Source organism: Gluconobacter thailandicus F149-1 = NBRC 100600, assembly GCF_000964465.1.
GTDB lineage: Bacteria > Pseudomonadota > Alphaproteobacteria > Acetobacterales > Acetobacteraceae > Gluconobacter > Gluconobacter thailandicus.
The window spans coordinates 57138-78416 of sequence record NZ_BANH01000028.1; the positions used below are offsets into that span (position 1 = coordinate 57138).

Consider the following 21279-nt stretch of genomic DNA (forward strand, 5'->3'; position numbering starts at 1 on the left):
TCAGTGTCAATTGAAAGGTATTCACTGCATTGCATCAAAACATGGCTGAAAATATTCGTTTCTATAGAGGAATTAAATTAAGTTTGTTATTCAATAGTTTATTGTTGTTTTTTTCTTATCGACTAGCGCGAAAAACATTCCACCCTGTGTGCTGGACAAGTCGCTCGAGCGCACGCGTTCCAAGCAGGGAGTTGCCTTGCGTGTTCAATCCTGGCGACCAGACGGCAACAGACGCCACCCCCGGCGTAACCGCAAGGATACCGCCGCCAACACCAGATTTTCCGGGAAGCCCGACACGAATGGCGAAAGACCCAGAACCATCATAATGACCGCACATCATCATGAGGGCGAGGACTGTCTGTGCATTGCGGGTTGAAATGACACGCTCTCCCGTACGGGAATTAATCCCGCCGGTCATCAGGTAAGTCCCCATTTCGGCAAGCTGGCGGCAGCTCATGGTCAGTGCACACTGATGAAAATAAAATGCGAGCGTCTCATCGACGGCGTTATGAATATTCCCGAAGGTTCGCATGTAATTCGCAAGAGCTTTGTTTCGAAACCCGGTTTCTTCTTCCTGAGTTGCAACATCTCGGTCAATCAGAATGGTATCTGGATCAGCACTCAGCGGACGTAGAAGACCCAGCAGTTCATTCTGCGCGTCTTCCAAGCCGTAATGCGAAACCAGAATGTCCGAAACAACAATAGCCCCCGCATTAATGAACGGGTTTCTGGGTATTCCATTCTCGTTTTCAAGCTGAATAATGGAATTGAAAGCGCTACCTGACGGCTCCTGACGCACACGGCTCCATAAGCCCGCATCCACTGCGTTCAGGGCGAGAGTCAGTCCAAAAACCTTGGAGACGCTCTGGATGGAAAACGGCTCTTCAGCATCACCGACAGTATGACTGCCGCCCTCCGCATCAACAATCGCCATTCCAAACCGCCCCAGATCGACTGATGCTAGAGGCGGGATATAATTTGCCACCTGCCCCCGATCCGTCTCAGCACGCATTTCGTCTGCGATTTCCGAAATTGTGGCAGTCAGTGACGTCATGCAATACTTCTCCGGGTCAGGCATGGCGCTTCATCAAGTAACGCCATAGAGGCAAAATTCTTACAGTGAAATCACACGATGGCGGACGACTTCACCAACAATAACGAGTGCCGGCGATGACACCGCCGCTGTAGCCGCCTGGTCAGCGATTGTAGAAAGCGTTCCGGTCAGAACACGCTGAGCAGGTTGCGTTCCCCTTTCCACAATCGCGACTGGCCAGTCCTGCGGAAGACCGTTTTTCATAAGCCCTGCCATAAGCTCGGGCAGCGTTGATATTCCCATATAGATCACCACAGTCTGCCGCCGATCCGCCATATCATCCCATGGCAGATCCAGAACGCCGTCAGCACGCGCATGCCCCGTTACGAAAAGGCAGGCCTGTGCACAATCTCTGTGGGTCAGCGGAATGCCAGCATAAGACGCACATCCGCTTGCAGCCGTAATACCAGGTACCACGCGGAACGCGACGCCTGCTTCTACGAGAGATTCAATTTCCTCTCCCCCACGCCCAAAAATAAATGGGTCTCCCCCTTTAAGACGTAGAACGCGTTGGCCAGCCTTTGCATGACGGATCATCTCGGCATTGATAGCAGACTGCGGCATGGCATGACGGTCGCGCTGTTTACCAACGAAAATCAGCTCAGCGTCCCGCCGCACACGCTCCAGAAGAACCTTGGGAAGAAGATTGTCATAAAGCACGACATCGGCATTCTGCATGAAATGCAGTGCCTTGAGGGTAAGAAGATCCGGATCACCGGGACCGCCTCCCACCAGCCAGACCTCTCCGGCTTTTTTCTGCTCTATCAGAAGTTGATCAAGGATCCGATCCGCCCGGACATCATCTCCGGAAAGTGCAGCTTCAGCACCCGCTCCATCCAGAAAGTCTTCCCAGACCCGTTTGCGGTCCTGAACAGCAGGATATGTCCCTGAGACGCGAGGCCGCCGAGACTGCATGTAGGCTGCGAGGCGGCCAGTTCCTTCTGGCATCCAGCTTTCAATCTGCTCCCGGAGACGACGTGCCAGAACGGGCGCTCCACCAGCCGTGGAAATCGCTACCCGAACCGCTCCTCGTCGCACCTGGGCAGGCGTAATGAATGTTGAGGGCTCCGGGTCGTCAACCGCACAGACGGGGATATTCAGACTGTCTGCAAGAGCAGCAACAGTCCGGTTAACGGCTCTGTCGTCCGTCGCAGCATAGACAAGACGACACCCCGGCATGACCTGCCTGAGCATCTCATCATCAACCCGACCACCCACATGTCGAGCCAGGCCTTCATCCACCCAACCCTGAACAACGCCATTCAGGGTTTCAGCAACAATCTCGATCTTTGCACCATGATCGAGCAGAAGCCGTCCTTTGTTGACGGCGACCTCGCCACCTCCAACAAGGAGAACACGGGCGCCTTCAAGACGAAGGGAAATGGGAAACCAGCCTGTCTCAACCCCGGATGCGGGCATCTCTGTATCCATACGCTTTCAGAAAACAGTTCCAGAAAGGAACACCTTCCTACTCACTACACTCCCGTACCTGACAGGCAAAGCCGGTCAGACACTCACGAGCACAGACACCTCCCTCTATCAGACGAAAAACGCCTTTTAGCGAGGGCCGTACCCACCGCCACCGCCCATATATGGACCACCACGATAATCATGATGGTGATGATGCCAGTCATGCCCATGAGGGCCGTAGCAGGCCATCAACGGCAGCATCAGACCAAACCCCAGAAACAGTGTCGCAAAACGCTTCATCACATATTTCCTTTTTCAGAACTACGAGAAGCCTAGTTCGGCAATATGGCCTCATTCAGGCCAAATCCGTACGGCGCATAAGCGGCCTATGTCGGCAAAAACAGTTGGACCACCCGGCCATTTCTGAAAGGGGCGTTATCTTTTCGGAGGATTTGTCCTATAGTCCTGCCAAGTGCCCGAGACCTCTCCTGTGCACTTTCACCCGGAGTGCGCCATGGCCCAGTTCCTCGTCAAAGCTTTCAAATCCCTTCAGAATGGAATTGGTTTTCCGGTTCTTCTCGGTATTTTGGCGACGCTGGTTCTGATTGGCTACCTCATCCTGTATGCGCTGGTCATGTAACGCGACAAAGCACTCCTATCTCCCATGATTTTTTGACGACCTGCTCTTCTGGGCAAGAAGACCCAACGACCGGAACTGACTGAATGACCATTACCGAGATTGAAAGACGTCTCGATTTCCTGCGTGAAGCCTCAAAACTGAAAGACGTGCTCCGACGCTCCTTTACGCGGGACGGCCAGCCGGAAAGCACTGCCGAGCATACATGGGGCCTTTGCCTGCTGGTCATTACCTTTGCAGACTATCTTGAAGGCATTGACCTGCTGCGACTGTTGAAAATCTGCATCCTGCATGACCTGGGCGAAGCCATTCATGGAGATGTTCCGGCAATCTCGATTGAGGCGTCTCTCAACAAATCCCAGCAGGAGCGGGAAGATCTTCTGACCGTCATGGCGCCCCTGCCTGACGACCTCAGAGCCGAGTTCCTTGAACTCTGGGACGAATACGAAAACGCCTCCACTCCTGAAGCCAGAATGGCCAAAGCTTTCGACAAGATCGAGACGATCTGGCAGCACAATACGGGAATCAATCCGCCTGATTTTGATCACCAGTTCAACCTGACCTATGGCCGCCGTTACACAGACCATTCCAAGCTCACGCGCGCCATAAGGGATGTGATTGATCAGGAAACCTTGCGGAATGCAGAAAAAGTCTCCCCCTGAGGAGGCCATTTTCTGCTGTCGTATTGCTCGACAAAACGAAACGTATCCGTCACAATAGGCCTGTTCCAATATCCTTTTCAGAACACAGGTTCTAACCTTATCGCCCTATCAGCAGGACTGAAGGCTATTTTCGCGGAGATCAGCGGGCCGACAATGAATAGCCGTACTCAGGGCCATCTTGCCGCCATCTCGTCTCGTTTCGTCATACGAAAACTTTCATATTACGGTCTCGGGACCGCCCTCTCCTGCGGAACAGCACTGGCGCAGGTTGAACCATCTGCGACAACGCCAGTAAGCAGCACGCAGACAGAAACTCCCTCCACGACTGAGCGGATCGTCGTAACAGGTCACAAATCTGAAGGCACAGTCATCGGCTCACCCAAGCCACTGATGCAGATCGGAGCAGACGAAATTCGCTCTTACGGGGTCGATACCGTTACTGACCTGCTCACGACCCTCTCCCCCGAAACACGTTCAGGGCGTGGGGCCACCGGGAATGCACCCGTTATCCTGTTGAATGGCAAACGGATTTCCGGTCTCCAAGAAGTTAACGACCTACCATTCGAAGCCATATCCCGTGTAGAAATCTTCACGGAAGAAGAAGCCCTGCGTTATGGCTACGCCGCAGATCAGCGCGTGGTGAACATCATCACGGTCAAACAGTTTCACGCAATTCGAGCCCGCGCCTATAGGGAAACCTCGACAGATGGCGGCGGCGAAAATGCTGCCCTCTCGCTCAGTTTCACCAGGCTACATGACGACCGACGCATCAATCTCAGTGCACGCTATACGGCAAGTGCATGGCTGCGAGACAGCCAGCGGGGCGTAGTTCCTCCTGCAGCCAGTTCGCTTTATTCCACACAGGGAAACCTTGCCACAGCTGATGACAGCAGCCTTGATCCGGTACTCGATCGCCTCACCGGACAGACCGTCACGACAGCGGGCAGCCCGTCACTTCCTTACGGACAGGCCGCCACGCTGAATGATATTCTGCCCTCTGTGAATTCACTGACCAGCAGCACGAATGCCTCTGCCTACACTCTGCAACCGCGCAAACATGACCTCTCCCTGAACGGGGTCTATGCCGACCATCTGACTGAAGACGTCACAAGTTCCATCAATCTGAGCTTTGACCATCAGGATCAGATCAGCCTTCAGGGCCCGGCGCGGGGAATAGTGACAATACCAGCCGGGAATGCCTATTCGCCCTTTTCACAAGATGTTCTGCTTTATCGTAGCTTCAGCAATGTCCGCCCTCTTCAACAAACGGGACACACTGACACAGGCCATGCAGGACTGAACTTCAACGGTAACCTCGGAAGCTGGAAATGGAATGGCGAGGGCAGCTACGACTATGCACGAACAGTAACAGAAAGCCAGACCGGCCTCTCCCTGACAACGGCCCAGGCGGCTCTGAACAACGGAGACCTGTCCTTCGATCCATGGTCTACAATCTCGTCATCATGGCTCAACAGTCGACTGGTCAATCATGGTCGTACGACCAGCAATCAGGGCCAGATCAGCGGCCTGCTGTCCGGCCCAGTTTTTTCTCTCCCGGCAGGTGAAGCTTCAACAAGTATCGCCGCGACCGGGATACTCAGCAAACAGAACGCAGCATCTTCTGTTAACGGGGTTACATCCCGGTCATCGATCAGCCGAGATATAGGAACCCTGCGGATCAACGGGGATCTGCCGATCGCCAACAGCAAGCAGCATGTCCTGTCCTTTCTCGGAAAACTTGATGCCAACGTGAATGGTGCAGTGAGCCAGGTCTCCCATTTTGGAACACTCGGCACCCTCGGCGGCGGTATCACGTGGTCCCCGACAAGCTGGGTCCAGCTTCCCTTCTCGGTTCTACAACAAACAGAGGCCCCGGCAGCTTCATCTCTCGTCGCCCCAACCATCGAGACGCCAAACGTCACGACCTATGATTATGTGCGCGGTGAATCCGTGCAGGTCACAACCATTTCCGGCGGCAATCGCAATCTTCATTCCGCAGACCGTCACGAGCTCAGTCTGGGCGTCATTCTCTCCCCGCCTTTTCTGGAAGGATCACGCCTGCACCTCAACTATGTGCATGACAACACACACAATCCCGTTCTTTCACTCCCGACCGCCACAGCAGCTATTCAGGATGCGTTTCCCGACAACTATCAGCGCAACGCAAGCGGTGTTCTTGAAACCGTAGATCTGCGACCCGTGAATGCCAACAACGAGAAACGCACCGAGTGGAATGCCACCTTCTCGCTTTCCCGTCCCTTTGGAGACGATCATGAGGCGGCCGGTCATAAAAGACATGCCGGAGGTGGCGCCGAAGGACGATACTACGTTGTCCTGACACAGGTCTGGCGTCTTGATGATACCATCAGGCTACGCTCCGGGTTGCCGGCCATTGATCTGCTGAATGGTGGCACCATCGGAGGGACGGGCGGAAAACCGAAACACGAAGTTGAACTTCAGGCTGGCGCTTACAAAAATGGTTTTGGCGTGCGACTGGATGGAAAATGGCAGTCCGGCACCACCACACTCGGAAGCACCTCAGCGGGAAGCCTCTATTTCAGCAGCCTCGCAACACTCGATCTTTCCGTCTTCGTGACACTGGGAGATATGCCGCATTGGCAGAATCGGAACTGGGCAAAAAACTTTCGTATCATGCTGTCGCTGGACAACGTCTCCAACAATCGCATTCACGCGCATAACGGGCTGGGCATCACCCCTGCAGGCTATCAACCTGCTTTCATGGACCCGATCGGACGCACGATTGGCCTTTCTCTACGCAAGACACTCTGACGCAGGATGGCTTCCGTATACTGAATCCAGGAAGCAGGCGACGCTACATGCGCAGCAGTAGTTCATGGATCCTGCGAGACTCAAGCGCCTGTCTGGCATTGGATACCACTGAGCCTGCAATATGTTCCGCGTACTGGAAGATATTCTCCATATCAATTCAGACGGTATATCTCGCCATGCTTTTCTCTATTTTCCGGCAACTATCCGATCGTCTGTTTTTAACAGTTTTTTAATTCTATTGGCAGATGAAACAACGTTTGGTCAGCTATTTCCAAGATATTTTGATATACTCCCTTGGGCAGGGCATTTTCACAGCGCGCAGCCCCCCATCATCTTTCGCCTCTTTCACGATTTCGAATGACACGCATTTTCGAAAGGCGACTGAAACAACAGGCCAGCACGGTCCTATTTTTCTACTTCCAAGACAATACGGGGCAGAATAAGGCGCCAGAAATTCCTGGTTTTCTGGAAATTTTTTCCATTCTAATCAATGACCTCACGACTGACCCTATGTACCTCGCACACATGTGCAATGTTCGGTCATAAAATGTGAGTTTTGATTTTCGCTTAAAAGCCTATTTCTGAGGCCCATATATGACAACGATCTGACAGTGATGAAAGTTTCCATACCCTGATGTCGGACGCAAAACGGTCTCAACAGCCTCTGAAAGCGGTCCGCAGTCGACGTGTCATGAGAAATGTAGGCGTACTGCTGGGAGGACGCGCCATCAACGCTCCACACAGCCGCATCCATATTTGGCCGACAACTCATCTACTCGGAAGTCACGGATGTGAGTTGATCGCCATGATGTATCCATTCGCCCGGACGATGAGTGATCTGTGGATTTTAAATTCTGGCAGACCAGTTCTGAAATATGGGTTGCACCTCCTGACCAGCCTCAATTCCGCTCTGGCTCTGACATTCAATCATATCGGTACGCCTGGCGTTGGAACCTATGTGGGGTCAGCCAGATCGCCTCTGGCATCGCCCAGCCAACATCCATTATCCAAACAAACGTTTATCCGGAAATGGGTCACCTCTGGCGTGAGTTCGCCATGACACACCTGTATCGCCTTATCCTTCTGGCGGCCTTGGCAGTGAGCAGCATTGGCGCCTGCCTGCCAATCGCAACCCTTCTCTCTGGAAAACCCCTCCTTCAGTTCTATATTGGTAAGAGCGGAGCCATGCAGACGCTTCCCGTAATCCTGTGGCTACTGGCCGCGGAGGTCGTGGTGGTCTGGAGGCTTCCGCGGGAGCCTTTGTTTTTCAGAACCAACTGCTCCAGCCCGGCAAGATCAGTCCGCCTGTTAGACTGCCTCGTTTTCTTTCCCAAACTTGCGCTGGCTGTTCGTCGCTACGGACTGATCGGTCTGGAGCTTTTACTTGTCCTTCGAACCCCTACATTGCGGACGGCAAATTGACTATGAAAGTCGTCTTTCCTCTGATTGCACAGCGTCATCAGACGCTGCATGCCCTGCCGATTGCGCTCGAAATGTCGGCCCGGTATCCCGAAATTTCCGTACATGTCGCCTGCCTGACCAGCAGCCATCTTGAACTGGCGCGCTCCCTGGCAACGCTCTATCCGGAGTCACGCGTTCAGTTCGATCTTCTTCCTATCTCGGAAAACCTGCGTCATCGCATTGAGGCTCAGGGCCTGCGTGTGCTTGACAGACTTCTGGGGCTTTTCTTTTCCCGCCGGTATTTTCGCGGCTTTGAAGCAATTATCGTTCCGGAAGCGACGTCCCTGCAACTTCGCAATATGGGCGTCCGCACGCCCCGCATGATCTGGACTGGTCATGGAGCCGGGGATCGTGCCATCGGCTTCGCAAAGCATCTGCGAAAGTTTGATTACCTGCTCGTACCCGGCCGGAAGGTCGAAGATCGCATGTTGAAGAAAGGCATTATTCGCCCAGGTTTCTATCATCGTGGAACATACGCGAAATTTGACCTGGTTCGGCGAATGCATGCCCGCAGACAGCCACTCTTCAGCAACAATCGTCCGACCGTTCTGTACAATCCACACTTTGTGCAGAAATTTTCTTCTTGGAAGGCTATGGGGCGCGACCTGCTGGACTTCTTTGCCCGACAGGACCAGTACAATGTGATCTTTGCACCCCACTTCCGCCTCTTTGACAATAATCGTGATGAGGGAGAAGCTCTCAAACGTGATTATGAGAGTGTTCCGCACCTTATCGTGGATCCAGGAAGTCAACGCAGTATCGACATGACCTACACCATGGGTGCAGATCTCTATCTCGGGGATGTCAGCAGTCAAGTGGCAGAATTCATGATAAAACCCCGGCCTTGTCTGTTTCTGAATGCTCATGAAGCAGACTGGCAGAACAACCCGAATTATCAGTCATGGACGCTTGGGCCTGTTACGGATAATATCGCCCATCCGGCTGAGGAAATTGTTAAGGCGTTTGAGACACACTCACGTTTTCTTGAGATTCAGCGCCAATATGTACTAGAGACATTCGAAACTCTAGGCGAACAGCCTACGGCCCCCGCTGCTGCGGATGCCATTGTCGATTTTTTACAGAAAGCCGCCTGATGTCCGGCGACCCTAATGGAGCTAGTCTAGGTTTGACCGAGGACAACCAGAACCCCATCACCCATCCCGCTCCAACGCCCAGCCGCTCTGGTCTGGTCAGACGGTACGGAAACTTCCCAAGCTTCGCTGCAGCACTTGATTATGCAGCCCAGGGCGAGAGTGGATTCAACATCTACTCCGGACGTGGCCAGCTTCTGGAAGCTCTGCCCTACCGCGTTCTGCGGGAACAGGCGGTCTCGATGGCCCGACGTCTTCTGGGTCTTGGACTGGCTCCCGGAGACCGGGTCGCGATTGTTGCGGAAAGCGATGGCGATTTCGCCCGCATTTTCTTCGGTTGTCAGTATGCCGGTCTGGTTCCTGCTCCCCTTCCGCTTCCTGTCGCCTTTGGTGGCAAGGAAGGATATGTGTCCACGCTTCGTGGCATGATCCAGGTTGCGGCTGCTCGTGCCGTTGTTGTGCCGGATGTGATTGGAAGCTGGACGTCTGATATCGTTGACGGCCTGGACCTGATCTTTGGCGGTTCGCCTGCCGACCTTCATCGCCATGCCGAAGCCAGCGTCGAACTGCCGGAAATCCGGTCTGAAGACCTGTCCTATCTACAGTTTTCATCAGGCAGCACCCGCTTCCCGATGGGCGTCTCCGTGACGCAGGCTGCCGGCATGGCCAATGCCCGTGCCATTGCCCGGGACGGCCTGAAGGTTCATCCGGCAGAAGACCCGCGTGATGATCGCTGTGTGTCCTGGCTCCCGCTTTATCATGACATGGGACTGGTCGGGTTTTTCCTGACGCCACTCACATGCCAGTTGACGGTCGATCTGCTGCCGACGCGTGAATTTGCCCGTCGCCCCCATGTCTGGCTGGACCTGATCTCGCGGAACCGTGGTACGATCGCCTACAGCCCGTCGTTCGGATACGAGCTCTGCTCACGTCGTAGCGGTCAGGCCGAACTGGATCTCTCATGCTGGCGCATCGCTGGCATCGGCGGTGACATGATCCGCCACCATATCCTTGAAGGTTTCGCTGAGCGTTTTGCTTCTAATGGTTTTGATGCACGCGCTTTCGTCGCCAGTTATGGCATGGCAGAAGCCACGCTCGCCATTAGTTTTGCTCCGCTGAACACTGGCATCCAGACAGATACGATCGACCTGCGGACTCTGGAGAAAGATGGCCTCGCCCAGCCCTCCAACGACCCGTCTCATGCTCTTCGGACATTCGTACTCTGCGGCGAACCGCTCCCTGAGCATGAAATTGAGGTTCGCGACCCGTCAGGTAAGGTCCAGCCTGACCGCCATGTCGGCTGCGTTTTCGTTCGTGGCCCCAGCCTGATGTGCGGCTACTTCCGTCGTCCGGAAGAGACAGAAGCTGTTCTGGACGCTGATGGCTGGCTGAATACAGGCGATCTTGGCTATCATCTGAATGGCCAGATCGTCGTCACAGGCCGTGCCAAGGATCTGATCATCATCAATGGCCGCAATATCTGGCCTCAGGATCTTGAGTGGTCCGCTGAAAGCGAAATCAGCACCCTGCGATCACGTGACGTCGCTGTTTTTTCGGTTGAAACAGAAACCGGCGAGAGCATTGTGGCTCTGGTGCAATGTCGCGCCACCGAAGAAGAAAACCGCAACAGCCTGCGCGACGAAGTCACCAGCCTCTTCCGTCGTCAGCATGGCGTTGATGTCCGGGTGGTTCTGGTACCACCTCGCACGCTTCCACAGACGTCTTCCGGAAAACTGACGCGTGCTCGCGCCAAGGCAATGCTACTCTCGGGTCAGTTTGACCTGGAACAGGCTGCAAGTTCAGCGGTCTGAAAAACATCAGTCCGCCCCCTTGCACAGAAGGGGTAGCGGACTGACGTGCTTTGACGCATAAAGCGTCCCCAAAACTGCATAGAAGACCGAGAGTTCAATTTCATGACTGACAGCGTCGCCGGCATCTCCGGCATGATCATCGAAAAACTGCTCGCCAACCCGAAAGTTCCTCGGGACATCAATGGCAACAGCAAGATCGTCGAAGATCTGGCTTTCGATAGCCTGGCTGTCATGAACTTCGTCATGGAAATTGAAGACGAACTGGATGTTTCGGTCCCGCTGGACAAGCTGGCCGACATCCGGACCATCAACGATCTGGCTGCATGCCTGCATACCCTCAAGGCCAGCCAAGCGTGATCGATATCTTCGCCAAGCACGCGGCGCTTCGTACGGCCTACGAGGGGCTTACCGCAGTCTCACCGCGCAATCCCTTTGAAGTTGTGATCGAACGACCGCTGTCGGCCACGGTCGGACTTATTGAAGGCCGTGAGACGCTACTGTTCGGCACCAACAACTATCTTGGTCTGAGTCAGTCTACACGTGCGGTCGAAGCGGCCGTTGAAACTGCCCGCACCATGGGCGTTGGCACAACGGGTTCCCGAATTGCCAATGGTACGTTCGGTCTGCACCAGCGCCTTGAAAAGCGTCTTGCGTCATTCTTTGGTCGCAAGCACTGCATGGTGTTCTCCACCGGATATCAGGCTAATCTGGGCACAATTTCCGCGCTCGTGAACAAGGACGATGTCCTGCTTCTCGATGCTGACAGCCATGCCAGCATTTATGATGGTGCAAAGCTTTCCGGCGCGCAGGTCATCCGGTTCCGCCACAATGATCCGGTTGATCTGGAAAAGCGTCTTGCACGCCTGAAAGATCATCCCGGCGCGAAGCTGATTATTGCTGAGGGCATCTATTCCATGACGGGGAATGTTGCCCCGCTGGACAAGTTTGTGGACATCAAGACGCGTCACGGCGCTTACCTGATGGCAGACGAAGCGCATTCCTTCGGCGTTCTGGGTGAAAATGGCCGCGGTGTGGCAGAAATGCAGGGCTGTGAAGATGGCATCGACTTTATTGTCGGCACCTTCTCCAAGTCTCTTGGTACGGTCGGTGGGTACTGCATTACGGACCACGATGGCGTGGACCTGATGCGCCTGTGCTCTCGTCCCTACATGTTCACGGCTTCCCTGCCTCCGGAAATCATCGCAGCGACCCTTGCCGCTCTGGATGACATGGAAGCGCGCCCGGAACTGCGCGTAAAACTCCAGGAAAACGCCGCTCGTCTGCACGCAGGCCTCAAGGCAGCGGGTCTCCAGACAGGGGAGCATGTTTCTCCAGTTGTGGCAGTTACGCTTGAGAACATTCCGCAGGCTGTGGGCTTCTGGAATGCCCTGCTGGAAAACGGCGTGTATGTGAACCTGTCTCTTCCACCAGCAACGCCTGACAACCGCCCTCTCCTGCGGTGCTCCGTCATGGCAGCGCACAGCGCGGAAGAAATCGACAAAGCAACTGCCGTCTTCAAAGCTGTCGCAGAACACTTCCATGCCTGAAGACCTGCATCTTCAAGCATGAGAAAGGGGACCTTTTCTAAGGTCCCCTTTTTTGTATCTTAACCTGGCGACTGAGCCTGTTTCTTCAAACGCTGCATGCGCCGTAGGAGAACTGGAAGGAAGACAAGCGGGTGTTTCCGCTCTCTTTCAGAAAGGCTCAGATCCACTCCCGTGTGCCGCTGGATCTTCCAAGCGAGATAGGACGCTCCGTTCTCAAATGTGAAGGCAGCTTTTATCAGGCGGACAACATTCCGGGGCTTGCCGGTCTGGCCTACCAAAGCCCACCGTCGGGCGGCTCGCTTTCGAGCTACAGAAGAGAGAACAGGCTCCAGCATATTGCCGATTGCCGAATAACGCAGATGAGCGCGCGCCCACCCTAACGGTAACATCGCTGCAAACCGGTCTTCCTGACCGGCGATCAGACTGTGCCCCCGCCCCTTCTTCTCAACCCGCAGTTCAGAATCATATGTTCGCGCGAAAAGGGACTGCCAGTATTCAACGGCCGTCATGCGTGACTGCCCAAGAAGAGCAGCCCAGCAGGACGCTGTCGTAACGCATCGCGCAATCAGATCGAGAAGCGTATCTGCTGCTTTTTCATCCCGCACCCAAATGAGCCTGACAGGCTGACAGAACCTGGCCCACAGGGTTGTGTCCAGCGTGCCGAGGGTTGTGCGCTCTTCAAACTGCTGCCGTGAAAGGACGGCGATCTTGGCACGAAGGATACGCTCTCCGGCCTTGAACTCCGCATAGCGGACATTGGGCGGCAACAGGAGGTTGCCAGTGCGGGAGATCAGGCCGCCTGTAAAGCCGGAGGCATTTTCCGTCACAATATAGAAATCGAGAATACCCTCGAAATCTTCCGTCCTCAGGACAGAACCGTAAAACAGAATTCCAAGAGGCATCTGTGGGCAGGCAGACGCCACAGCGTCCGCGAAAGCCACGACATCTGGGTGAACCGGGGTCGTCAGTTCCCCGATCAGAAATTTTTCAAGCGCATCAGGCATGGAGAAAACGGAACGCCGGCCCACGTTCAAGACGGATCTTCTCATGTTCGGACGGGGCAAAGACCTCTCCATCCAGAACGAAATCGCTCTTTGTCGTGAGCATCATGTCATCTGTGCGACCACTGACATAATCCGGATGCCGGCGCAGCCAGCGTGGTGCCCGACCGCACAGAAGTGCAGCCGTCGCGCGTGAGAGATTTTCAGGATGCGCGCCTACATCCAGATATCGCAATCCCTCAACATTCGGCTCAGCATCCCAGAAGGGCCAGATCCCGCGTGACAGCCGGGACAGACCCGTTACCAGAAACATGAAGCTGTCCCCATCATATGCATGACCGGAGGTTTCAACACGTAGTGGCTCGCCCGAGAGCCAGCTTTCCCGGCTTTTACGAAACATGAGGCTGACAACAGTGCTGAGCAGCGTAAAACCGACAGCCAGATCATGCGGCGCAAAGCGCACAACGGTCGGGGAATGTGCAATCCGAACCGCCCGTGCATATCCGGTACACCCTCCAAAAAGCCCGAGAACCGGTATGCGATCCGTTTCTGGCCATGATAGCCGAACCGGCGTCCGAATACTGGACCGCATGGCCGCCCCCTGCTGCAGGCGACGGATCGCTTCCATCCCGCGCAGCCCGAACCCGACATCATTGGCAATCAGATTGGTATTTCCAGACGCCAGAACTGCAATATCGGGCAACCGGTCAGCAGGATACACACGGGCAATAGCGGTCAGAGCAGTGCTGACCGTGCCGTCTCCGCCATCAATCACAATCGTCCGCACATCTCTTGCGCAAAGATGGCGCACATGCTCCGTCATGCCCTCCCGACTATCTGATGGAACGAAATTTTCTCCCAGAATCGCCTTGGCCTCCGCAGCAAAAACGGAACCACTGCGCCGGTTCTTGCGACTACGGGCATTATGAATAAGAGCAAATCGCACTATGGGGGGAATTCTTCGTGTTATGTTCGGAGCTATGCGGGCGGGTCTAGCACGGCTATGATGGTTCCACCAGAATATGGGTGTCTCCTTCTGGTAGAAAGACAGACTAAGGCCACGTTTCTCAAATGCCCCACACACGTCCCGCAGAAACACGCACTCCGCGGACAGCACGTGCCGTCACGTTGGCCCATCTGTCGGACCCTCATCTTCCACCCCCGCCGGTGCACTGGCGTGACGCCCTCAACAAGCGCGCCCTGAGCCTCCTCTCCTGGAAAAAGCATCGGCGTCACGTACATCTGGCGACAACATGCGCCGCGATCGTGCAGGACATTACCAGAAGTGATGTGGATGCCATTCTGGTCAGTGGTGACCTGACAAATTTCGGCACACCGGACGAATTTGCCCTGGCTGCCGACTGGCTGAAACAGCTTCCGGTTACCGCCATGGTCATTCCGGGCAACCATGACTGCATGATTCGCCAGCCAGCCGAAAAAGGCCTGCTCCAGTGGAAGACATGGTCTGCTACATCCTATCCGTATGCGCGCATTCATGATGGTGTGGCTGTTGTAGGTGTGAATTCGGGCGTGCCGACGCCGCCTTTCATGGCCTATGGGCGCGTTGGACGTAGGCAGTTAGCGCGGCTTGAAGCCCTTCTGAAACAGCTTGGAGACGCCGGGCTGTGCCGTGTTGTCATGATCCATCACCCACCCAGACGCGGTCTGGTGACATGGCGCAAGGCCCTGCACGACTACCGGGCCTTTGCCCGCGTCCTTAAGCGGACGGGCGCCGAAATCGTCCTGCATGGTCATTCCCATGACGCGACCCTGACCCACATTCCCGGCACGGACATTCCCCTGCTCGGCGTAGCCTCAGCGTCTCTTATGGACAAACGGGAACATCGACAGGCCTGCTGGAACCATCTTTCCATTCATGCGCAGGACGATGGCTGGGCCATTCAGATGTCTCGCCACAGACCCGATGGCCGGATTACGGAAAAAGCGTCCTGGGTACGTCCGCGGAACAGCCGCGCATGAAACAGCGCGCCACCATACTGGACCGGTATCTTCTCACGCAGATGATACCGCCGTTCGTGATTGCCCTGGTAGCGATGCTGATCGCATTGCTTCTTGAGCGGCTTCTGGCTCTGTTTGACTATCTGGCTTCGGCAGGAAGCTCCCTGGCGACCTGTATCAAGCTGCTGACAGATCTTCTTCCGCATTATTTCGGAATCGCGATCCCTGCGGCCCTCTGTATTTCCGTCTTCCTCACCATTCGCGGAATGAGCGATAATAACGAGATTGATGCGCTTGAAGCAGGTCGGGTTTCCCTTCTGCGCATCAGCCGCCCGTTCATGTTCGTCGGCCTCATGCTCGGTGCTGCGAGCGTTCTGCTTTACGGATATATTCAGCCGGTCGCCCGATATGATTACCGGGCAGGTTTCTATTTTGCCGCGCATACGGGATGGGCTCCGCATCTTCAGGCCGGCATGTTTGCATCGACATCCAGCACAGCCGTGATGACGGCAGATAATGTGAGCCACGCGGGAACACGGATGAAACGGATCTTCATTCGGGAAGTAAACAAGAATGGCATGGCCCACGTCATCACGGCTCAAACGGGACAACTCACCATTTCGAACAAGCTGCGCAGCACCCAGCTTGATTTATGGAATGGTGAAATCGTTGATGATCCCTTCCCCAATCATGCCAATTTCAAGCCGACAGTGACCCATTTTTCCCATGTGGTCCGCATTATTGATCGGCAGACCCAGGCAAATTCTTTCCGCTCCAGAGGAGCGGATGAGCGTGAGTTGACCCTGTTTGAGCTGGCTCATGACCTGCGGTACGGCGTACCCGGGATCGAATACCGCACACTCCGTGCGGAAATGGATTTCCGTGTAGCGCACGCTTTGGCGATCCCGTTCATCCCCCCTCTGGCCGTGGCGCTGGCCATCGGTTCGAGACGACGCAGATCCGTATGGGGCCTAATCGCCGTTTCGGCCATTCTGGTGGGCTTTGATCAGACCCTTATGTTTGGTCATAGTCTGGCGGCTACAGGGCGGCTGCCGATCTGGCTGGCCATCTGGGTGCCGCTGGCTCTCTTCTGTATCGCCTGTCCCGCCACGCTTCTTCGCCGCTCCCGCGGATCCTGGAGACGTCGCAAGCTGGTTCGTCCCTCATGACTGCACATGCCCCACAACACGTTCTGTACCGATACCTGAACCGCGCCCTTCTCGGGCGCTTCATGCTGTGCGGTGCGGTTCTTGTTTCCCTGCTCGAAATTCTGGCGCTTCTTGAAAAAACAACGCCCATCCTGAACCGAAATCTGGGCTTTCGTGGCATTCTGACGTTTGCATTTCTGCATCTACCAGCCCTGAGTGTAGAAATCATACCGCTGGCGTTCATGATCGGGGCGCTGTTCCTGCTCATGCAGATGACGCTTTCGTCAGAAATGGCCGCACTCCGCGCATCAGGCCTTTCGACTGTGGGGCTGTACCAGCGGTTTCTGCCTGCCGTTCTGATTGTCGGATTTACCGCGACGGCGGTGCAGTACTGGGTCATTCCCCCCTGCGAAAACGCCCTTGCAACGTGGTGGAACAAAACTGATCCGGATGCCGCAACACCGGACACACCTGCAAAACGCATTCTCTGGTTCCGTACAGGACCGACGCTTGTGCGGATCGGCCAGTATGCGAATGGTGGAGCCTTCCTGCGGGACGTGACGATTTACCACCGGGACGCCAGCGGCCTCCTGACAGGGACGGAGCACGCGGCAACACTCTCTTACGACGGGCAGATCTGGCATCCGACAGGGGCGCAGGATCTGACGCTCACGGATAACGGAGCGTTCGTAAAAATAACGGGGGGTGACAACCGCTTCGAAATTCCGGCCACCCCCAAGATGATTATGACCCTCTCTGAAGACAATGCTGCCGTTACACCAGCGCAGATCGGGGCTATTCTTCACAAGGGCGCCCCTGCCAGTCTGCCACGCGCGACATATCGCATGGCACTCTTCAGTGGCATCATTCTTCCATTTCAGATTGCAGTAATGCTTCTATTGGCGCTGCCGGTGATCTATATCCCTCCACGGGCAGGACTTCGAAATCCGCTTCCGGTCTATGTACTGGCTGCCGGCATGGGTTTCGTAATCCTGCAGGGAATGATTTCCGCACTCGGAAATGCAGGAACGCTTGGAGCACCTCTGGCTACCAGTGCGGGCCCGCTGCTAGGCGCCTTTTTGGGGATGACCTGGATCCTGCGGATGGAGGAAAAATGAGCAAGTCCAAACCCTGGCATAACATGTCGTCCCTGCGGACGGGCCGCAGCTTTGATCTGGGCAAGATGTCACTGCCCCAGTTGTGGATTGCCTACCTCACCTACCCGACGATCCTTCTCTATTTTGCGCTGATTGCCGCCGCAGCCTTTGGAGCCCTTCACTTCTCCCACAGCCTGTGGGACACACTGATCCCCACCCCGGTTGTAATCGCCGTTTATCCTCTGGCCTGGTACATGATCCATCGCTTCATCCTCCACGGGCGCTGGCTGTATCGGAACCACTGGACTGCGGCCCTGTGGAAGCGCATCCATTTCGATCATCATCAGGACCCGCATCTTCTGGATGTGCTGTTCGGATCACCCCTGAACACCATCCCCACGATGGCTCTTATCACCATGCCGATCGGGTATCTCATCAGTGGCTGGAGCGGCTCTTTCTGCGCGCTTTCCACGGCGCTGGTGATGACGTGCATCTATGAATTCTTCCACTGCATCCAGCATCTGGCTTACAAGCCGCGCTGGAAGTGGGTTGCCCATATCAAGCAACTTCACGTTCTGCATCATTTCCACGATGAAGACGGCAATTATGGCATCACAAATTATGTGCCGGACCGCCTGTTTGGCAGCTTCTATCGGGAAGCCCGCGATCGCGCCCGTAGCCAACATGTCTTCAATCTCGGCTACGACATCGAAGAAGCCAAGCGCTACCCTTGGGTCATGGATCTGACGGGCTCTGCTCCGAAAGATCGACCAGACGGTGCCCGTCCAGCCTCAGACCGCAGCCGCACGGCGTGACTCTTCCCGTTCTCGTTCTTGCCGGTTCCCGCGATGGTGAGCAGGATATCCTCGCCCAACTGGGGAAAGTGTCTCACAAGGCACTTCTCCCTGTTCGAGGGGAGCCCATGCTTGGGCGTGTTCTCAGAACACTTGACGCTACCCCGGGCCTTGGCCCCGTTACCATCAGCATTGAAGCCCCTGCCTGCATCCGTGATATTGCTGGCACGGCTCAGGTTCTGAAAGCCGCGCCCTCCCCCAGTGAGAGCGTTGCCGAGGCGCTGGCCCATATTGGTACGCCTTGCCTCGTCACGACCGCAGACCATGCGCTGCTCCGCCCCGAGTGGATCACGGAGTTTCTCGGCAAAACTGCGAACTGCGATCTGGCTGTCGGCGTTGCACTCAAGGCGACCGTTGAGCGGGATGTTCCCAATACAAAGCGCACCTATATCCGCCTATCGGACATGAGTTTTTCGGGGTGCAATCTTTTCTGGATGGGAACACCGCGCGCCGAGGCGGTCGTGGAGCTTTGGAAGCGCTTGCAGAAAGATCGTAAGCGCCCGCTGAAAATGGCGCGGACGCTTGGGTTCGGGACACTTCTCCGCGCTCTTCTGGGACGGCTGGATTCCAGAGCGCTCTGTCAGCGTATTGAAGCCCTGACAGGCGCACGCGTTCGTCTTGTCCCCCTGTCGGACGGTCAGGCCGCCGTAGATGTCGACAAGCCAGCCGATCTTATCCTGGCCGAAGAGCTTCTGGCACAACGTCCCTCATGAAAATTGCCTACGTTATCAATTCGCTGGAATGTGGCGGCGCGCAACTTCCCATCCCTGACATCATCTCCGTTCTCCAAAACCGGGGCGGCGAAGTGACGGTATTCAGCCTTGAGAAGCGGGACGGGCTTGCCATCCCCGTTCTGGAGAAGCAGGGGATCAAGGTTCGCGTCCGCTCCGGCAGCAATAAAGATCATCTGGCGGCATGGCGTTGGCTCCGTGATGAAATGGATGCTTTTCAGCCAGCCCTGATCTGGACCTCTCTGACCCGCGCAACCCTGCTGGGCCAAAGAGCGGCCAACAGGTTGGGCGTTCCGGCGGTTCACTGGCAGCACTCCGCCCGTCTGAAAAAGGGGAACAATATCCTGTTGCGTCTCCTGTGTCGGAAAGCCGCCCTCTGGGTTGCGGATTCCCCTACAGTCGAAAGCTTTTCGCGCAATAGCCTAGGCCTGCGAAACAAGGTCATGACCTGGCCCATTTTCCGGGCAAATCCGGCCAGCCCGAAAGCGGCAGCGTGGAAGAAGGGCAAAGTTGTTCGGATCGGTAGCCTTGGTCGGCTCCATGCGGTTAAAGGATACGACCTGCTGTTCGAAGCACTGGATCTTCTGCGCGACCATCCAGACCTGCCCCCCTATCGGGTGGTGCTGGCGGGCGATGGCCCTGAACGAGACGCTCTTGAGAAGATCGTTCAGGACAAGAAGCTACCCGTTGACTTTCTCGGGCACTGTGAAGAGCCTCTAGGCTTTCTTTCGAGCCTTCACCTTTACGTTCAGCCTTCCCATTGGGAAGGAATGTGTGTCGCGGCCCACGAAGCCATGGCCTGCGCATTGCCTGTGATTGCAACACCGGCTGGCGAAATCCCCCATACGATGGATGACGGGCACTCTGGCCTGGTTGTGCCATTCAACAATGCCCCCGTTCTGGCCAGCGCCATTGCAGAACTCATCATGCACCCGAAGAAGCTGCACGCCATGGGTACCCTGTCCCGCAAGCGCGTGCTGGACCGCTTTGGCCCTGACGCCTTCCTGAGACAGGGTAATACTGTCCTTGATCGACTACCCGGCTTTAGCCCAGCCCCAGACGACGCTTCACGTTCATAAAGTCTCGCTTGGGGCCAAACCCCACACGCTTCACATCCACAAGCGTGACCTGCCCGGCTGCAGATAGCGTGTGAAAACCATCAGGAAAGCGGCGACGGAGTACAGCCGGCGCGTCCAGAACCGCGTCCGGCGTGACCTTCGGCAATCCACGCTCCAATCCTTCGATTTTCAACAGGCGAATACCCTGACCGTAGGTGCCGCGGCAGTCCTGTGTGGGAAGGAAGATTTCCCCATCGACCACGATCGGCGTTCCTCCTGGCCGTGCCCCTGCGCGATCGTTCAGGAAAAGACCCAGAGACGTCCACGGCCCCATAAGGTCATCAGCCACCGAGAGATAGAGTGTTGACTGGCGCTCTTCTCGCGTACCGGCTGGCGTCCAGAACATCCACCACCGCCCGGCATGGTGGAAAGGCGTCGCATCAATGGCAGCTTCCGGGAAATTGAACGCCTCGACCTTTTCCCAACCCAGGGGGAACTGTGTTGCCCGGTAGAGGGTCAACCGGCCAGATGCACTGGCTTCTGGCAGAAGGTACGTCTCTTCCTCATGCTCGAACACATAGGGATAAGAAAGGTGCCAGTCTTCGCGCAGCACTTCTTCGCGCTCGATAAGCCGCCCGGTGCGGTCATAGACCAACACCTCGATGACGCCTTTCGGGCTGCGGTAATCATAGGCTTCTGCAAAGACATGCAGTCTTCCGTTACGCCATAATCCAAAGGGATCTGCGAGAAACCGATGATCTCCAATGTCTGGCAGGGTTGTGACCGCAAATCCGTTCAGGCTTCCCGCCCGGATCAGATCGGTCAGAGGAGCGTGGATGATGGCGCAACGCCAGTGATCCGTGCGCAGGAACGGCATGCCGACTCTCCTTGAAAATACAAACAGGGAAAAACGAGAACAGGGGCAGACG

At 55.8% G+C, this 21279-nt stretch carries 21 protein-coding genes; 15 read left to right on the forward strand and 6 right to left on the reverse strand.

All coding sequences use genetic code 11. The features are described from left to right. Positions 1 to 115: 115 nt before the first annotated feature. From B7444_RS09485 to B7444_RS16770, 3 genes are all read right to left on the reverse strand, one after another. Positions 116 to 1054 carry a glutaminase gene (locus B7444_RS09485; RefSeq protein ID WP_186810564.1) on the reverse strand — a complete coding sequence of 313 codons (939 nt, stop codon included), beginning with the start codon at positions 1052 to 1054 and terminating at the stop codon, positions 116 to 118. 60 nt (positions 1055 to 1114) lie between these two features. Beyond that, positions 1115 to 2512 carry a siroheme synthase CysG gene (cysG, locus tag B7444_RS09490; RefSeq protein WP_007282192.1) on the reverse strand — a complete coding sequence of 466 codons (1398 nt, stop codon included), beginning with the start codon at positions 2510 to 2512 and terminating at the stop codon, positions 1115 to 1117. Between the two features lie 138 nt (positions 2513 to 2650). Beyond that, on the reverse strand, positions 2651 to 2803 hold the full coding sequence (locus tag B7444_RS16770) for a hypothetical protein (protein ID WP_007282194.1): 153 nt from the start codon (positions 2801 to 2803) through the stop codon (positions 2651 to 2653). A 214-nt stretch (positions 2804 to 3017) separates the two neighbouring features. On the opposite strand from B7444_RS16770, the gene B7444_RS17360 reads away from it, so the two are divergent. From B7444_RS17360 to spt, 9 genes are all read left to right on the forward strand, one after another. After that, entirely contained in the window at positions 3018 to 3143 is a 126-nt protein-coding gene (locus B7444_RS17360; protein ID WP_007282195.1) for a hypothetical protein, read from the forward strand. Positions 3144 to 3226: 83 nt separating this feature from the next. Beyond that, positions 3227 to 3802, forward strand: coding sequence for an HD domain-containing protein (locus tag B7444_RS09495; protein ID WP_007282196.1), 576 nt, complete (start codon positions 3227 to 3229; stop codon positions 3800 to 3802). 153 nt (positions 3803 to 3955) lie between these two features. Beyond that, the gene (locus B7444_RS09500) at positions 3956 to 6592 is read left to right on the forward strand and encodes a TonB-dependent receptor (protein WP_007282197.1); all 2637 of its coding nucleotides are present in this window, start codon (positions 3956 to 3958) and stop codon (positions 6590 to 6592) included. Between the two features lie 691 nt (positions 6593 to 7283). Then, the gene (locus B7444_RS16775; protein WP_186004331.1) at positions 7284 to 7652 is read left to right on the forward strand and encodes a hypothetical protein; all 369 of its coding nucleotides are present in this window, start codon (positions 7284 to 7286) and stop codon (positions 7650 to 7652) included. Then, positions 7649 to 8014, forward strand: coding sequence for a hypothetical protein (locus B7444_RS09510; RefSeq protein WP_016737763.1), 366 nt, complete (start codon positions 7649 to 7651; stop codon positions 8012 to 8014). Before B7444_RS16775 ends, B7444_RS09510 begins: the two co-directional genes overlap by 4 nt. A gap of 2 nt (positions 8015 to 8016) precedes the next feature. Further along, a complete protein-coding gene (locus tag B7444_RS09515; RefSeq protein ID WP_007282201.1) occupies positions 8017 to 9147 on the forward strand; it encodes a hypothetical protein in 1131 nt (376 codons plus the stop codon). Next, entirely contained in the window at positions 9147 to 10955 is a 1809-nt protein-coding gene (locus B7444_RS09520; RefSeq protein ID WP_186810565.1) for a fatty acyl-AMP ligase, read from the forward strand. Before B7444_RS09515 ends, B7444_RS09520 begins: the two co-directional genes overlap by 1 nt. A 102-nt stretch (positions 10956 to 11057) precedes the next feature. Beyond that, a complete protein-coding gene (locus B7444_RS09525) occupies positions 11058 to 11312 on the forward strand; it encodes an acyl carrier protein (RefSeq protein ID WP_007282203.1) in 255 nt (84 codons plus the stop codon). Further along, entirely contained in the window at positions 11309 to 12502 is a 1194-nt protein-coding gene (spt, locus tag B7444_RS09530; RefSeq protein ID WP_007282204.1) for a serine palmitoyltransferase, read from the forward strand. The genes B7444_RS09525 and spt overlap by 4 nt, the downstream gene beginning before the upstream one ends. 59 nt (positions 12503 to 12561) lie before the next feature. Here spt and B7444_RS09535 read toward each other — a convergent pair whose 3' ends face one another. Together B7444_RS09535 and B7444_RS09540 are read right to left on the reverse strand one after the other, a co-directional pair. Further along, complete coding sequence (locus B7444_RS09535) at positions 12562 to 13506, reverse strand: hypothetical protein (protein ID WP_007282205.1); 945 nt, start codon at positions 13504 to 13506, stop codon at positions 12562 to 12564. Continuing rightward, positions 13499 to 14449 (reverse strand): diacylglycerol/lipid kinase family protein, encoded by a 951-nt coding sequence (locus tag B7444_RS09540; RefSeq protein ID WP_007282206.1) that lies wholly within the window; start codon positions 14447 to 14449, stop codon positions 13499 to 13501. The genes B7444_RS09535 and B7444_RS09540 overlap by 8 nt, the downstream gene beginning before the upstream one ends. Before the next feature lie 125 nt (positions 14450 to 14574). Between B7444_RS09540 and B7444_RS09545 the strand changes: the two genes are divergently transcribed. The 6 genes from B7444_RS09545 to B7444_RS09570 are packed head-to-tail and all read left to right on the forward strand — an operon-like array spanning position 14575 to position 20371. Next, positions 14575 to 15483: a metallophosphoesterase family protein gene (locus B7444_RS09545; protein ID WP_035730096.1), complete on the forward strand. Its 909-nt coding sequence runs from the start codon at positions 14575 to 14577 to the stop codon at positions 15481 to 15483. After that, on the forward strand, positions 15480 to 16631 hold the full coding sequence (locus tag B7444_RS09550) for an LptF/LptG family permease (RefSeq protein WP_007282208.1): 1152 nt from the start codon (positions 15480 to 15482) through the stop codon (positions 16629 to 16631). Before B7444_RS09545 ends, B7444_RS09550 begins: the two co-directional genes overlap by 4 nt. Then, positions 16628 to 17728 carry an LptF/LptG family permease gene (locus B7444_RS09555; RefSeq protein WP_007282209.1) on the forward strand — a complete coding sequence of 367 codons (1101 nt, stop codon included), beginning with the start codon at positions 16628 to 16630 and terminating at the stop codon, positions 17726 to 17728. The genes B7444_RS09550 and B7444_RS09555 overlap by 4 nt, the downstream gene beginning before the upstream one ends. Continuing rightward, positions 17725 to 18522 carry a sterol desaturase family protein gene (locus B7444_RS09560; protein WP_007282210.1) on the forward strand — a complete coding sequence of 266 codons (798 nt, stop codon included), beginning with the start codon at positions 17725 to 17727 and terminating at the stop codon, positions 18520 to 18522. Before B7444_RS09555 ends, B7444_RS09560 begins: the two co-directional genes overlap by 4 nt. Continuing rightward, positions 18519 to 19274, forward strand: coding sequence for a nucleotidyltransferase family protein (locus B7444_RS09565; RefSeq protein ID WP_007282211.1), 756 nt, complete (start codon positions 18519 to 18521; stop codon positions 19272 to 19274). Before B7444_RS09560 ends, B7444_RS09565 begins: the two co-directional genes overlap by 4 nt. After that, entirely contained in the window at positions 19271 to 20371 is a 1101-nt protein-coding gene (locus B7444_RS09570; protein WP_007282212.1) for a glycosyltransferase, read from the forward strand. The genes B7444_RS09565 and B7444_RS09570 overlap by 4 nt, the downstream gene beginning before the upstream one ends. Here the strand turns inward: B7444_RS09570 and B7444_RS09575 are convergent. Beyond that, positions 20337 to 21227, reverse strand: coding sequence for a glucosamine inositolphosphorylceramide transferase family protein (locus B7444_RS09575; protein ID WP_007282213.1), 891 nt, complete (start codon positions 21225 to 21227; stop codon positions 20337 to 20339). The genes B7444_RS09570 and B7444_RS09575 overlap by 35 nt on opposite strands. Positions 21228 to 21279 lie beyond the last annotated feature (52 nt).